A 14,682-nucleotide genomic window follows, 5' to 3' on the forward strand; every position below is an offset into this window, starting at 1 on the left:
ATCGCCGGTGGGATCGATGCAGGACGCCAGGTGCCATGTTCCCGGCGCGTCCATTGTCCTAAACAGATGGACGCGCCGGTACTCGGGTGGGCGGCAAGGTCAGGCGCAGGCCGCACCGTTGAGGCGTACGTTGCTCGGGGCCGGCGAGGACGGCCCGGTCGCGGTGAAGCCGATCGTCGCCGTGGCGCCCGCGGCCAGCGACGTGCTCCAGCTCGGCGCGGCCGCCGTGAACGTGGTGCCGCTCTGGGTGACCGTCGCGTTCCAGCCGTTGGTCAGCGCGACCCCGCTCGGCACGGTCCAGGTCACCGTCCACGGGTTGACGGCGCTGGTCCCGGTGTTGGTCACCCGCACCTCGGCCTGGTATCCGCCCTGCCACGAATTCGTGATCACGACGACCTTCGTGCAGGCCCCGGTGCCGGGGCTCGGCGGCGTCGAGGGTGACGCCGACGGCGAGACCGACGGCGACGGCGGCCGTGAGGGGGAGACCGACGGCGACGGCGACGGCGGCCGGGACGGCGAGACCGACGGCGACGGCCCCGGGGTGGTCGGGTTCGGGTTGCCCGACGGCGGGTTCAGGTACGGCTGGAGGATGTTGTACTTCGTCTGGTTGATCGAGTACCAGTCGTCCAGCGCGATGCCGCCGGTGTCACCGGAGTTCGGGTTCCACGACCAGTACGTGAACGACAGCCCGTTCTCGCCGATGTAGGCCATCAGCTTGGTCAGCCACTGGGTGTCCAGCGGGTTGGCCAGCGTGCTGCCGAACTCGCCGACCAGGATCGGGGCGACGTTCTGCTTGGCCAGCTTGCCCCAGAAGAAGTCCCAGACCGCGGGCATGTTGTTCGGGAAGTTCGGGTCGTTGAACCACTTCTGCCGGTCGTACACGGAGATGCCGTACTCGTGCGGGGAGTAGACGAGCCGGTTGGCGACGTTCAGGCGGACAGGTTTGTCGATCGCGGCGGACAGGTTGCCGCCCCACCAGTCGCAGGCCATCGGGTCGTCGGGGATGTTGTCCCACTCGTTGGCGACGCCGCCGGACAGGCAGCTCACGCCCTCGACGAAGATCAGCCAGTTGGGGTTGGCGGCGAGCACCGCGTTGCCGATGCGCTCGGCGGCCAGCCGCCAGTCGCGGGCCTGCACGTCGCAGCCCCAGCAGGCGCCGGTGGAGTTGGGCTCGGTGCCCTCGGCGTGCGGCTCGTTGAACAGGTCGGCGCCGATCACCGTCGGGTTGCCGGCGTACCGCTGGGCGAGCATCACCCAGTCGGCGGTCATGCTGGCCTCGGAGACCGACGCGGTGTACCAGAGCGGGGTCTGCCCGGCCGCGGTCGGCCGGTGCCGGTCCAGGATCACCCGCATGCCCTTGGTGCCCGCGTAGGCGACCACCTTGTCGAGGATCTGCAGCGGCGAGTTGCCGACCAGGTCGGGGTTGGTGAAGTCGTTGATGCCGGTGGCGACCGCCCCGGCCTTGAGCGCGTCGCCGGAGTACGGCACGCGCAGGGTGTTGAAGCCCAGCGCGGCCATCCGGTCGAGCTGGCCCTTCCAGGTGGCGGGGGCGTTGGCCCACAGGCCGTGGAAGGTCTTGTTGTCGGTCTCCATGCCGAACCAGTTGATGCCGGTCAGGCGCACCGTGCGGCCGGTGCTGTCGACGATGTTGCGGCCGCTCGTGCGCAGGTATCCCGTGCCGGTGTCGGCACTGGCGGGTCCGGCCGAGAAGGTGATCGCCACGAGGGCGGTGGCTGCGGCGGCGAGCGCGGCGGCCAGGGCCGCGGTGAACGCGGTCGTGCGAGTCTTCCAACGCATTTCGGATTGCTCCATCCACAACGGACGTGCTTGATCGGGAAATGCGTGCCTGCCCTGGCTCCGGGTACATCGTGCACCGCCGATGGCGTACACAGCAAGGGGGCGGCCGCTCGCGCGACCGCCCCCTTGGTTCAGCTTCAGATCAGCTCGACTTCTCCGCCAGCGCCAGGAAGTTCCTCTTGCCGGCCAGGGCCTGCTCGGCCTCCTTGATGCGCTTGGTGTCGCCGGCGGCCTGCGCCCGCTCCAGCCGCGCCTCGGCCTCGGCCACCTGCTCGCGCATCTGCTTGAGCAGCGGGTTCGCCGAAGGCTCGGTGCGCCGCCAGGCGGCGTCCATCGCGTCGCGCACCTTGTCCTCGATCGCGCGCAGGCGGCGGTCCAGCCCGGCCACGTTCTCGCGGGGGACCCGGCCGGTGTCGTGCCACTGGCCCTGGATCTCGCGCAGCGCGTTCTGCGCGGCCTTCGGGTCGGCGTCCACGTCGATGGCCTCGGCCTGCGCCAGCAGCTCCTGACGGCGGGTCAGGGCCGCCTTCTGCTCGTTGTCACGAGCCGAGAAGACCTCGCTGCGGCGCGTGAAGAACGCGTCCTGCGCGGCACGGAACCGGTCCCACAGCTTCTGCTCGGCCTCCTTGGAGGCGCGCGGTGCGGCCTTCCAGTCGGCCATGAGCTCCTTGAGCCGGGCCGCGGTGGCCGCCCAGTCGGTGGAGTCGGCCAGCGTCTCGGCCTCGGCGACGAGGTCGTCCTTGGCGGTCTGGGCCTGCTTGCGGGCGGCGTCGAGGGTGGCGAAGTGGCCGCCACGGCGGCGGGTGAAGCTGTCCCGGGCGACCGAGAAGCGCTTCCACAGGTCACCGTCGGTCTTCTTGTCGACCCCGCGAATGGTCTTCCACTCGTCGAGGATCTCCTTGAACCGGTCGCCGGTCGCCTTCCAGCTGGTGGACTCGGCGGCGAGCTTCTCGGCCTCGTCGACCAGGGCGGTCTTGCGGGCGACAGCCTCGACCCGGGCGGCGTCACGAGCGGCCTTGGCCTCGCCCGCCTTCTCCTCGGCCAGGGTGGTCAGCCGGTCCAGCCGCGCGGCCAGGCCGTCGATGTCGCCGACGACGTGCGCCTCGTCCAGGCCGGCGCGCAGCCGCTTGACCGTGGTCAGGGTCTGCGAGGCGTCAGCGGCCCCGGACTTGAGACGGGTCTCGATGAGGTCGACCTCGGTGACGAGATCCTCGTACCGGCGGACGAAGTGCGCCAGCCCCTCTTCCGGGGTGCCGGCCTGCCATGATCCGACGGCGCGCTCGCCCGCGGCCGACTTCACCCAGACCGTGCCGTCCGCGTCCACCCGGCCATACGATGCCCAGTCGCTCATGATGTGCCCATCCTCGTTCTTCCCGACCGAACCTCGCCATCACGTGCGAGGTCGCCGCCACAGCGCAGTTGACCCGTTCCACCGGGGAGAGTAGTTCGTCTCTCCTTCAGCATTGTCACAGGTCCGGCTGGACGCGCGGCGCGCGCCCAGGACAAGGTGACCTTACGGGGTCCGCGCCGACACCGCACCTGCTCCGCCCCGCTGAGCAGAGCACGATCCGATTACGGTTGTCCCGTGCGGGTGAACGAGACAGGTGCGAAAACGGACGCAACGGTGATCGCGGTAGTCGGTCCCACCGCCGCGGGAAAGTCGGCGCTGTCCCTCGCGCTAGCCCACACCCTAGGCGGTGAGGTCGTCAATTGCGACTCCATGCAGTTCTACCGCGGCATGGACATCGGCACCGCCAAGCTCACCGTCGCCGAGCGCGAGGGCGTGCCGCACCACCTGCTCGACATCTGGCCGGTCACCGAGCCCAGCAGCGTCGCGGAGTACCAGCGGCTGGCCCGCGCGGCGATCGACGACATCCAGGCCCGCGGCCGGGTGGCGCTGCTGGTCGGCGGGTCCGGCCTGTACCAGAGGGCGGTGCTGGAGGACTTCTCCTTCCCGGGTACGGACCCCGACGTGCGCGCCCGCCTGGAGGCCGAGCTGGCCGAGGTGGGCCCCGGCCCGCTGCACGAGCGGCTGCGCGCGGCCGACCCGGTCGCCGCGGACAAGATCCTGCCGAGCAACGGGCGGCGCATCGTGCGCGCGCTGGAGGTGATCGAGCTGACCGGGCAGCCGTTCACCGCGTCGCTGCCCGATCCGGTACCGGTGTACCCGGTGCTCCAGCTCGCCGTGGACCGCGCCGACCTCGACGTCCGGGTCGAGCAGCGGGTGGACAAGATGTGGGCCGACGGGCTGGTCGACGAGGTGCGCCGGCTGCTGCCCGAAGGGCTCGCGGGCAGCCTGACCGCGTCGCGGGCGCTCGGCTACCAGCAGGTCCTGGCGTACCTTGACGGTAGGTGCACCGAGCAGCAGGCCCACGACGACACCGTCACCGGGACGCGCCGCTTCGTCCGGCGCCAGCGCTCGTGGCTGCGCCGCGACCCCTCGGTACGCTGGCTCGACGGCGCCGCCCCCGACCTGGTGGAGCAGGCGCTGCGGATGGTGAGGGAGACGCCGTGAAGTTCACCAAGGGGCACGGCACCGGCAACGACTTCGTGATCATCGAGGATCTCGAAGGGACCGTCGAGCTGACGCCCGCCCTGGTCGCCGCCCTGTGCGACCGGCGCTTTGGCATCGGCGGCGACGGCGTGCTGCGGGTGCAGCCCTCGTCGGACCCCGGGGCTGTCTACTTCATGGACTACTGGAACTCCGACGGCTCGCTGTCGGAGATGTGCGGCAACGGCGTCCGCGTCTTCGCGCGCTACCTGCACACCACCGGCCTGGCCGGCGAGGAGATCCCGCTGTCGACGCGCGGCGGCCTGCGCACCGCGTACGTCGAGGGCGACCTGGTCCGGGTCGACATGGCCCCGCCCGCGCTGCTCGGGGAGTCCACCGCCGTGATCGACGGGGTGAGCTATCCCGGGCTGGCGATCTCCATGGGCAACCCGCACCTGGTCTGCGACGTGCCCGCCGAGGTGGCCGCGGCCGTCGACCTGTCCCGTGCCCCGGACACCGACCCGGCCCTGTTCCCGGCCGGGGTCAACGTCGAGTTCTCGGTCAAGCTGGGCGAGGACCACCGGCGCATGCGGGTGTACGAGCGAGGCTCCGGCGAGACCATGTCCTGCGGCACCGGCGCGACCGCCGTCGGCGTGGCCGCCCTGCACACCTCCGGCCGCGACACCGGCACGATCACCGTCGACGTCCCCGGCGGCCGCCTCGAGGTCACCCGCGACGAGCGCACCTCCTGGCTGGCCGGCCCCGCCGTCCTCACGTACACCGGCGAACTGGACCCCACGGCCCTCGTCCGCCGCCCCTGACGCCCGCCCGGCCCTGAGGCCCGGCGTCCCGCCGCGCCGGTCCGCGCTTCCACCTGCCGCGACTCTTTAAGAGTTGCCGATCGGGGCCGGCCCGAGGCCCGGCTCGGGCGGTGGTCAGGACTCCGGGATGGGGGTGGGGTCGGAGTCGAGGAGGGAGGCGGTGGTGGACTGCTGGGCTACGGCGCGGATGGCGGCGGCTACGGCGGGGGCCACGCGGGGGTCGAAGACGCTGGGGACGATGACGCTCGGGTTGAGCTTCTCCTCGCCGACCACGTCGGCGATGGCCATCGCGGCGGCCAGGGCCATCTCCTCGGTGAACTCGCGGGCCTGGGCGTCGAGCATGCCGCGGAACACGCCCGGGAAGGCCAGCACGTTGTTGATCTGGTTGGGCTGGTCGGAGCGGCCGGTGGCGACCACGGCCGCGTGCTTGCGGGCCTCCCGGGGGTCGACCTCCGGGTCGGGGTTGGCCAGCGCGAACACGATCGCGTTCGGGGCCATCCGGGCGATGTCGTCGCCGGTCAGCAGGTTTGGGGCGCTGACGCCGATGAAGACGTCCGCGCCGACGATCGCGCCGGGCAGGTCGCCGGAGTAGCTGTCTTTGTTCGTGTGCTCGACCAGCCACTGCCAGTTCGGGCCGAGGTTGGCCATGTCGCGGTGCAGAGCCCCGCGGCGGTCGTACGCGATGACGTCGCCGACGCCCTGCTTCAGCAGCAGCTTCATGATCGCGGTCCCGGCCGCGCCCGCGCCGGAGACGACGACCTTGACGTCGGCGAGCTTCTTGCCGACCACCCGCAGCGCGTTTGTCAGCGCGGCCAGCACGCAGATCGCGGTGCCGTGCTGGTCGTCGTGGAAGACCGGGATGTCGAGCATCTCGCGCAGCCGGGCCTCGATCTCGAAGCAGCGCGGGGCGGCGATGTCCTCCAGGTTGATGCCGCCGTACACCGGGGCGATCGCCTTGACGATCTTGATGATCTCCTCGGTGTCCTGGGTGTCCAGGCACACCGGCCACGCGTCGACCCCGCCGAAGCGCTTGAACAGGGCCGCCTTGCCCTCCATCACCGGCAGCGCGGCGGCCGGGCCGATGTTGCCCAGGCCGAGCACGGCCGACCCGTCGGTGACGACCGCGACGGTGTTGCGCTTGATGGTCAGGCGGCGGGCGTCCTCGGGGTTGTCGGCGATGGCCTGGCAGACCCGGGCCACCCCCGGGGTGTACGCCCGGGACAGCTCGTCACGCGTCTTCAGGTTGACCTTGGAGGTGACCTCGATCTTGCCGCCCAGGTGCAGCAGGAAGGTGCGGTCGGAGACCTTGCGGACCTCCACGCCCTCCATCGCCTCCAAGGTCTTGACGACCTGGTCGGCGTGGGCGCTGTCGGCGGTGTCGCAGGTGACGTCGGCGACCACGCGCAGGTGGTCGGAGTCGACCACGTCGACCGCGGTGACGATGGCGCCCGCTTCGCCGACGGCCATGGTGAGCCGGCCGATCGCCGAGGAGTCGGCGATCACCGCCACGCGTACGGTGATGGAGTATCCGGCGCTGGGCAGGCGGGTAGTGGGCACGATGTCGCCTTTCGTGGAGTCAGTCGGTTTCATTTTCCCACTCCGTGGGCGGAGTGCCCGCACCGCCTGCTGAACCCCTCGGTAACACCTGACGATGTCCGCCGCGTCGGGCGCGTAACAGAGGTGCGCTCCGGGTACTTCCGTGCCAACCTTGAAGCCGACAGATCGAGAGACGAAGGAGCAGATTTGCCTACTTTCCCCGACATCCTGGTGGCCGAAGAGACCACCGGTGACCTTGAACTCTCGGAGCGGCATTCGCTGCGCCGGGTGGCCGGGCTCTCCACCGAGCTCGCCGACGTCACCGAGGTCGAATACCGGCAGCTGCGGCTGGAACGGGTGGTGCTGGTGGGCGTCTGGACCTCCGGCACCGTCGTGGATGCGGAGAACTCCCTCGCGGAGCTCGCCGCACTCGCGGAGACCGCCGGCTCGCAGGTGCTCGAAGGCCTGATCCAGCGGCGCAGCCAGCCTGACGCCGCGACATTCATCGGCCGCGGCAAGGTGGACGAGCTCAAGGCGGCGGTGGAGTCGACCGGCGCGGACACCGTGATCTGCGACGGCGAGCTGTCCCCGAGCCAGCTGCGCAACCTGGAGCAGAAGATCAAGGTCAAGGTGGTCGACCGGACCGCGCTGATCTTGGACATCTTCGCCCAGCACGCCAAGAGCAAGGAGGGCAAGGCCCAGGTCGAGCTGGCGCAGCTGCAGTACCTGGTGCCGCGCCTGCGAGGCTGGGGCGAGGCCCTGTCGCGGCAGACCGGTGGTTCCGGTCGCGGCGGCGGCGCCGGTGGCGGCGTGGGTCTGCGTGGTCCCGGTGAGACGAAGCTGGAGACCGACCGCAGGCGTATCCGCACCCGGATCGCCAAGCTCAAGCGGGAGATCACCGCGATGAGCGTCATCCGCGACACCAAGCGGGCGGGTCGCCTGCGCAACACGGTGCCGTCGGTGGCCATCGCCGGGTACACCAACGCGGGCAAGTCCAGCCTGCTCAACCGGCTCACCGGAGCCGGGGTGCTGGTCGAGGACGCGCTGTTCGCGACCCTGGACACGGCGACCCGCCGCACCGAGGCGCGCGACGGCCGGGTGTACACCCTGTCGGACACGGTCGGTTTCGTGCGGCACCTGCCGCACCAGCTGGTCGAGGCGTTCCGCTCCACGCTGGAGGAGGTCGGCTACGCCGATCTGGTGGTGCACGTGGTCGACGGGGCTCACCCGGACCCCGAGGAGCAGGTGCGGGCGGTGCGCGAGGTGCTGGCCGAGGTCGGCGCGGACCGGCTGCCCGAGCTGCTGGTGGTCAACAAGGCCGACGCCGCCCCGCAGGAGACGCTGCTGCGGCTCAAGCGGGAGTGGCCCGACGCGGTGTTCGTGTCGGCCCGGTCCGGGCAGGGCATCGAGGAGTTGCGCGACATCATCGAGTCGCGGCTGCCGGTGCCGGCGGTGGAGATCGTCGCCTGCGTCCCGTACGAACGGGGCGATCTGGTGGCGAAGGTCCACCGCAGGGGTGAGGTGCTGGCGTCGGGACACACCGCCGCCGGAACCCAGCTCCGGGCCCGGGTGGATCGGGAGCTGGCCGCTGAGCTGGGCGTTTACTCAATTACTGATAGTGACTGGGTTACCGACGCATCGTGACGTATTAATCGCGTTACACGGGACAGTGCCGAGTCGTGGCAAACTGTCCGGATGCGGTTAACGGGATTCCTGGTGAAGGCAGGTGCGGCCACTTTCGCGGCCGCGCTCGGAGTCGGGCTGCTCAGCGCCCCCGTGGGGGCCGAGCCAAGCCCGGCTCCGAGCGGTGCGGCGGCGGAGGAGAAGGCCGTGCCGGGCAAGAAGGTCTGCACCATCACGGGCCCGTCGACGAACACCCCCGGCCTGACGGAGCTGTCCGGCCTGGTCGCGGTGGGGAATTCCTACTACGCGATCAACGACAGCAACGACGTCAAGTCGAACATGAAGCTGTTCAAGCTCAATGCGGCTTGCAAGGTCACGAACTCGTACAAGTACAACAATGATCCGATCGATCCCGAGGACGTCGCGGTCGGTCCGAACAACGAGATCTGGATCGCCGACACCGGCGACTCCAAGATCAACAACGAGAACTTCACCGTCACCCACGAGCGCCCCCGCGTCGCGTTGTGGAAGTTCGCCGGCGGCAAGATGACCGGCCCGTACCGGCTGTCCTACCCGACCAAGAAGTACGACGCCGAAGCCCTCATCATCGACTCCGAGGGCAAGCCGATCATCGTCACCAAGGACTGGGACTTCACCGCGGCCGAGGGCAAGACCTACCTGTTCGGGCCGACTGGTGACCTGGTCGCGGGTGGTGAGCCGACGCCGATGAAGGAGCTGGGCACGCTCACGCTGCCGCGGACGCAGACCGCCAACCCGATGGGCGGCCTGGGCCGCCGCCAGGTGACCGGTGCGGCCAAGAACGCCGACGGCACCAAGATCGCGCTCCGCACCTACGCCGACGCGTTCGAGTGGGACATCAAGGGCAACGACATCGTCGGCGCGTTGACCAAGGTCAAGCCGCGGGTGACCCACCTGCCCGAGGAGCCGTTCGGCGAGGCCATCACGTACGGCGACGACGGCAGGTTCATCACCGTCTCGGAGACCGAGCAGACCCGCACGGCGACCGCGCCCCCGCAGAAGGCCTCGCTGCTGAGCTACACCCCGTCCGTCGAGGAGTTCCACGAGCAGGCCCCGGAGAAAGGCCCCGAGGGCGGCGGCAAGGCCTGGTACCTCAGCCTCTTCAACGACATCGGCCAGCTGTACATGGCGCTCGCCGGGGTCGGCGTGTTCGGCGTGCTGCTGGTGGTGCTCGGCGTGGTCGGCGTGATCAAGGGCCGCAAGCGCAAGGCCCGCAAGGGCGAGGCGGACGACGACTTCGAGCCCGCGGACAACTCGGCCACCACGATGCTCGCGCCCGTCGGCGGCGGCTACCAGTCCGGCTACTACGCCGAGCAGGGGCAGCCCGGCGGCTACGACCCGGGCTACGGCCAGCAGTACGGCGGCCAGGGCTACGGCCAGCCCGGCGGCTACGACCCGAACTACGGCGGCCAGCAGGTTTACGCGGGCAACGGCTACGAGGGCGGCCAGCAGGGCTACGACCCGGGCTACGGCCAGCAGGGCCAGCCCGGCTACGGCCAGCAGCCCGGTTACGGCCAGCCGGGCTACGGCCAGCAGTACGGCGGCCCCCAGCAGTACCAGGGCCAGCAGTACGGCGGCGACGGCGTCTACCAGCCCGAGCCCGCCTACTACCAGCCCGACGGCGGCTACCCGAACCAGCCGGGCTACGAGCAGTACCGCTGAGCGTGAAACAAAGCGGCCCGCCCCCTCACCGGGGGCGGGCCGCTTCACGTTGCACGGTTCAGACGCGGCGCATCACGAAGACGACCTTGCCGAGGATGACCGCGGCGTCGCCGGGGATCGGGTCGTACGCCGGGTTGCGCGGCATCAGCTGCACGTGGCCGTCGCGCAGCCGGTAGACCTTGACCGTCGCCTCGCCGTCGATCATCGCGGCGACGATGTCGCCGTTCTCGGCGTTGGGCTGCTGGCGCACCACGACCCAGTCGCCGTCGCAGATGGCGGCCTCGATCATCGAGTCGCCCTTGACCTGGAGCGAGAAGAGCGTGCCCTGGCCGACCAGTTCGCGCGGCAGCGGCAGCACCTCCTCGATCGACTCCTCGGCCAGGATCGGCCCGCCGGCGGCGATGCGGCCCAGCAGCGGCACGTACGCCGGCGTGGGCCGGGCCAGCAGGGCGGCGGCCTCCTCGTCGGCGTCGACCGGGGTGCGCACGTCCACCGCGCGGGGGCGCGACGGGTCGCGGCGCAGGAAGCCCTTCCGCTCCAGCTCCTTGAGCTGGTAGGCGACCGACGACGGGGAGACCAGGCCGACGGCTTCGCCGATCTCGCGCACGGTCGGCGGGTAGCCGTGCTGCTCCACCCATTCGCGGATGACCGCGAGGATGCGCTTCTGGCGGCTGCTCAGGTCGGTCGACTGGAGGTCGGCGGGGGAGGCGCTGGTCGCGGAGACCGCGCGCACAGGCCCCGCGCCGGCAGGCGCCGCGGGCGGCCGGCCGGGCCGGGACGCTCGCTCAGTGGGGGACATGTCGGACCTCCGGTGGATAGTGACAGTGGCGGCGACTCTCACCGGACACACTAATGCGACATGATGTCAGTTTCAAACATCTGTACGACTCTGTCGACGGTGTCACGCATGTTTCACGAGTGGGTGACGGTACGTGTTGTTGTCCGCGACACGCCACTCGCAAGGGCGTTTCAACTTGCCTACACGTCGGTTGAGGCATAGGTTCAACCCCAACATATTGTGGTGGCACCGAGCCGACCACCCATAGATTGGGGTAAGAGCCCGATCTGGGGGTATGGCCGTACCCCCGCATCCGCACCCACCCCCGGGCGCCCGCGACGTGGCGGACGCCGGCGGTGCCGTGCCCGGAATGCGGGACGGGACGCCGCCCGAGTGACGACGACGTGGGAGGTGAACAGCGATGCGATGCCCGTACTGCAGGCACCCGGACTCCCGCGTGGTGGACTCCCGGGAAGCCGACGACGGCCAGCTCATCCGCCGCCGCCGGCACTGCCCCGAATGTGGCAAGCGCTTCACCACGGTCGAGGAGTCGGTGCTGGCCGTGGTCAAGCGCAGCGGGGTGACCGAGCCGTTCAGCCGCCTGAAGATCATGGGCGGCGTGCGCAAGGCCTGCCAGGGCCGGCCGGTCGACGAGGACGCCATCGCGCTGCTGGCGCAGCGGGTGGAGGAGGCGGTCCGCGCGCGGGGGGCGGCGGAGGTGCCCAGCGGCGAGGTCGGGCTGGCCATCCTCGGGCCGCTGCGCGACCTGGACGAGGTCGCCTACCTGCGCTTCGCCAGCGTGTATCAGGACTTCCAGTCCGCCGAGGACTTCATCCGGGAGATCGAGGCGCTGCGCGCCGCGGTTAAAACCCGGGCGGTTGGGCAAGAGCCAGCCGAGCCGGCCGCCGACGAGGCCGACAGCGGCTTGCCCGCCGGTCACGTCGCCGGCTGAGTCCCGGCATCAGAACGTGCAGTTGATTGTTGATAAGTGAGAAACCTGAGGGGGCTGCAGATGGGGGAGAACGCCACGGCGAGCGCGAAGCGCACGCGGGCGAACGCCGGAGGTCTGAAGATCGAGCGGGTGTGGACGACCGAGGGCGTCCACCCGTACGACGAGATCACCTGGGAGCGCCGGGACGTCGTCATGACGAACTGGCGCGACGGCTCGATCAATTTCGAGCAGCGCGGGGTGGAGTTCCCCGACTTCTGGAGCGTCAACGCGACCAACATCGTGACGACGAAGTACTTCCGCGGCGCGGTGGACACCCCCGAGCGGGAGTGGAGCCTCAAGCAGCTGGTGGACCGGGTCGCCAAGACCTACCGGGCCGCCGGTGAGAAGCACGGCTACTTCGCCACCCCCGCCGACGCGGAGCTGTTCGAGCACGAGCTGGTCTGGATGCTGGTGCACCAGGTGTTCAGCTTCAACTCGCCGGTCTGGTTCAACGTGGGCACCGCCAGCCCGCAGCAGGTCAGCGCCTGCTTCATCCTGTCCGTGGACGACTCGGTCGACTCCATCATGGACTGGTACAAGGAAGAGGGCCTGATCTTCAAGGGCGGCTCCGGTTCCGGGGTCAACCTCTCCCGCATCCGTGCCAGCAAGGAGCTGCTGTCCTCGGGCGGCACCGCCTCCGGCCCGGTCAGCTTCATGCGCGGCGCCGACGCCTCCGCCGGCACCATCAAGTCCGGCGGCGCGACCCGCCGCGCGGCCAAGATGGTCATCCTCGACGTGGACCACCCGGACATCGAGGAGTTCATCGCGACCAAGGCGCGCGAGGAGGACAAGATCCGCGCGCTGCGCGACGCCGGTTTCGACATGGACCTGGGCGGCCGCGACATCGTCAGCGTGCAGTACCAGAACGCCAACAACTCGGTGCGCGTCTCCGACGAGTTCATGTCCGCGGTCGAGGAGGGCAAGCCCTTCGACCTGCTGGGCCGCCTCGACGGCCGGGTCATCGACACCGTCGACGCCAAGGGCCTGTTCCGCAAGCTGGCCGAGGCCGCCTGGGCCTGCGCCGACCCGGGCATCCAGTACGACGACACCATCAACGACTGGCACACCTGCTCGGAGACCGGCCGCATCACGGCCAGCAACCCGTGCTCGGAGTACCTGCACCTGGACGACACGTCCTGCAACCTGGCGTCGCTGAACCTGCTCAAGTTCCTCGGCACGGACGGCTCGTTCGACGTGGCGCGGTTCTCGAAGTCGGTCGAGTTCGTGATCACCGCGATGGACATTTCCATCTGCTTCGCGGACTTCCCGACCCAGAAGATCACCGAGAACACCCGGGCCTACCGGCAGCTCGGCATCGGCTACGCCAACCTGGGCGCGCTGCTCATGGCGTCGGGCCTGCCGTACGACTCCGAGGGCGGCCGCCAGCTGTCCGCCGCGATCACCGCGCTGATGACCGGTGTCGCCTACCGCCGCTCGGCCGAGCTGGCCGGCGTCGTCGGCGCGTACGACGGCTACGCCCGCAACGTGACCCCGCACCAGCGGGTCATGCGCAAGCACGCCGCCGCCGCGGAAGCCCTCAAGCCGCAGGGTCCGGTCGCGACCCTGGTGGCCAAGGAGGCGCAGAAGCAGTGGAAGGCCGGCAACGCCCTCGGTGAGAAGCAGGGCTGGCGCAACTCCCAGGCCAGCGTGCTCGCTCCCACCGGCACCATCGGCTTCATGATGGACTGCGACACCACCGGCGTGGAGCCGGACCTGGCGCTGGTCAAGTTCAAGAAGCTGGTCGGCGGCGGCTCGATGCAGATCGTCAACCAGACCGTGCCGCGCGCCCTGCGCAACCTGGGCTACCAGGAGGAGCAGGTCGAGGCGATCACCGAGTTCATCGCCGAGCACGGCCACGTCGTCGACGCCCCCGGCCTCAAGCCGGAGCACTACGCGGTCTTCGACTGCGCGATGGGCGAGCGCTCGATCGCGCCCATGGGCCACGTGCTGATGATGGCCGCGGTGCAGCCGTTCATCTCCGGTGCGATCAGCAAGACCGTCAACATGCCGGAGTCGGCGACGGTCGAAGAGGTCGAGCAGATGTACTTCGACGGCTGGCGCCTGGGCCTCAAGGCCCTGGCCATCTACCGGGACAACTGCAAGGTCGGCCAGCCGCTGTCGGTCTCCAAGAAGGACAAGGAGCCCGCCGCGGCCGTCGCCCCGGTGGCCGCCCCCGTGGTGGAGAAGGTCATCGAGTACCGCCCGGTGCGCAAGCGCCTGCCGAAGAAGCGCCCGTCGCAGACGGTCTCCTTCACCGTCGGCGAGGCCGAGGGCTACCTGACCGCGTCGTCGTACCCCGACGACGGCCTCGGTGAGGTCTTCCTGAAGCTGGGCAAGCAGGGCTCGACCCTGGCCGGTGTCATGGACGCGTTCTCGATCGCCGTCTCCGTCGCGCTGCAGTACGGCGTGCCGCTGCAGACGTACGTCGAGAAGTTCATGAACATGAAGTTCGAGCCCGCCGGCATGACCGACGACCCGGACATCCGCCTGTCGAACTCGGTGATGGACTACATCTTCCGCCGCCTCGCGCTGGACTTCCTGCCCTACGAGCAGCGGGCCGAGCTGGGCGTCTTCACCGCCGCCGAGCGCGCAGCCCGGCTGCGGGCCGAGGAGGAGGGCGTGGAGTGGGTGCCGCAGGCAGCCACCACCAGCGCCGCCCCGTCGGCGGTCGTCCCGGCCGCGCCGGTGCGGGTCGGCTCCTCGACCGAGGTGCTGGAGTCCATCACGGGCAAGGCGTCCGACGCGCCGCTGTGCTACACGTGCGGCACCAAGATGCGTCCCGCGGGCAGCTGCTACGTCTGCGAGGGCTGCGGCTCCACCAGCGGCTGCAGCTGAGCATCGCCGCCGGGGTGCGCCCCCGGTGACGTGACGAGAGAACGGGATCGGGCCCTGCGCCCGGTCCCGTTCCCCGTTGGCGGGGTCGCGGCGTCGGTCCACCGGTCAT

Annotated in this window: 10 protein-coding genes; 6 read left to right on the forward strand and 4 right to left on the reverse strand. The window is 70.3% G+C overall.

Translation table 11 applies throughout. The features are described from left to right. Nucleotides 1-99: 99 nt before the first annotated feature. Both F6W97_RS21300 and F6W97_RS21305 read right to left on the reverse strand, forming a co-directional pair. Nucleotides 100-1,797, reverse strand: coding sequence for a cellulase family glycosylhydrolase (locus F6W97_RS21300; protein WP_155372193.1), 1,698 nt, complete (start codon nucleotides 1,795-1,797; stop codon nucleotides 100-102). 142 nt (nucleotides 1,798-1,939) lie between these two features. Next, nucleotides 1,940-3,148 carry a DUF349 domain-containing protein gene (locus F6W97_RS21305; RefSeq protein WP_155372194.1) on the reverse strand — a complete coding sequence of 403 codons (1,209 nt, stop codon included), beginning with the start codon at nucleotides 3,146-3,148 and terminating at the stop codon, nucleotides 1,940-1,942. 234 nt (nucleotides 3,149-3,382) lie between these two features. Here F6W97_RS21305 and miaA point away from each other — a divergent pair, with 234 nt between their 5' ends. After that, the gene (gene miaA, locus F6W97_RS21310; RefSeq protein WP_230686850.1) at nucleotides 3,383-4,312 is read left to right on the forward strand and encodes a tRNA (adenosine(37)-N6)-dimethylallyltransferase MiaA; all 930 of its coding nucleotides are present in this window, start codon (nucleotides 3,383-3,385) and stop codon (nucleotides 4,310-4,312) included. After that, entirely contained in the window at nucleotides 4,309-5,109 is an 801-nt protein-coding gene (gene dapF, locus F6W97_RS21315; protein ID WP_155372196.1) for a diaminopimelate epimerase, read from the forward strand. The genes miaA and dapF overlap by 4 nt, the downstream gene beginning before the upstream one ends. Nucleotides 5,110-5,223: 114 nt before the next feature. Here dapF and F6W97_RS21320 read toward each other — a convergent pair whose 3' ends face one another. Continuing rightward, nucleotides 5,224-6,699, reverse strand: coding sequence for an NAD-dependent malic enzyme (locus F6W97_RS21320; protein WP_196279253.1), 1,476 nt, complete (start codon nucleotides 6,697-6,699; stop codon nucleotides 5,224-5,226). Nucleotides 6,700-6,852: 153 nt separating this feature from the next. Here F6W97_RS21320 and hflX point away from each other — a divergent pair, with 153 nt between their 5' ends. Both hflX and F6W97_RS21330 read left to right on the forward strand, forming a co-directional pair. Further along, nucleotides 6,853-8,289, forward strand: a complete 1,437-nt coding sequence (hflX, locus tag F6W97_RS21325; RefSeq protein WP_230686851.1) for a GTPase HflX — start codon at nucleotides 6,853-6,855, stop codon at nucleotides 8,287-8,289. Between the two features lie 51 nt (nucleotides 8,290-8,340). After that, nucleotides 8,341-9,969, forward strand: coding sequence for a hypothetical protein (locus F6W97_RS21330; RefSeq protein WP_155372199.1), 1,629 nt, complete (start codon nucleotides 8,341-8,343; stop codon nucleotides 9,967-9,969). 58 nt (nucleotides 9,970-10,027) lie between these two features. Here the strand turns inward: F6W97_RS21330 and lexA are convergent, their stop codons facing one another. Then, the gene (gene lexA, locus F6W97_RS21335; protein ID WP_155372200.1) at nucleotides 10,028-10,768 is read right to left on the reverse strand and encodes a transcriptional repressor LexA; all 741 of its coding nucleotides are present in this window, start codon (nucleotides 10,766-10,768) and stop codon (nucleotides 10,028-10,030) included. A gap of 400 nt (nucleotides 10,769-11,168) precedes the next feature. On the opposite strand from lexA, the gene nrdR reads away from it, so the two are divergent. Then, a complete protein-coding gene (nrdR, locus tag F6W97_RS21340; RefSeq protein WP_155372201.1) occupies nucleotides 11,169-11,699 on the forward strand; it encodes a transcriptional regulator NrdR in 531 nt (176 codons plus the stop codon). 60 nt (nucleotides 11,700-11,759) lie between these two features. Continuing rightward, entirely contained in the window at nucleotides 11,760-14,573 is a 2,814-nt protein-coding gene (locus tag F6W97_RS21345; protein ID WP_155373017.1) for a vitamin B12-dependent ribonucleotide reductase, read from the forward strand. The last annotated feature ends 109 nt before the right edge of the window (nucleotides 14,574-14,682 follow it).

This window comes from Catellatospora vulcania (assembly GCF_009720385.1).
Taxonomy (GTDB): domain Bacteria; phylum Actinomycetota; class Actinomycetes; order Mycobacteriales; family Micromonosporaceae; genus Catellatospora; species Catellatospora vulcania.

Coding starts and splice junctions, on each gene's coding strand:
- F6W97_RS21300 (WP_155372193.1), bottom strand. CDS start 1,797: ATGCGTTGGAAGACTCGCACGACCGCGTTCACCGCGGCCCTGGCCGCC.
- F6W97_RS21305 (WP_155372194.1), bottom strand. CDS start 3,148: ATGAGCGACTGGGCATCGTATGGCCGGGTGGACGCGGACGGCACGGTC.
- F6W97_RS21320 (WP_196279253.1), bottom strand. CDS start 6,699: ATGAAACCGACTGACTCCACGAAAGGCGACATCGTGCCCACTACCCGC.
- F6W97_RS21330 (WP_155372199.1), top strand. CDS start 8,341: ATGCGGTTAACGGGATTCCTGGTGAAGGCAGGTGCGGCCACTTTCGCG.
- lexA (WP_155372200.1), bottom strand. CDS start 10,768: ATGTCCCCCACTGAGCGAGCGTCCCGGCCCGGCCGGCCGCCCGCGGCG.
- nrdR (WP_155372201.1), top strand. CDS start 11,169: ATGCGATGCCCGTACTGCAGGCACCCGGACTCCCGCGTGGTGGACTCC.
- F6W97_RS21345 (WP_155373017.1), top strand. CDS start 11,760: ATGGGGGAGAACGCCACGGCGAGCGCGAAGCGCACGCGGGCGAACGCC.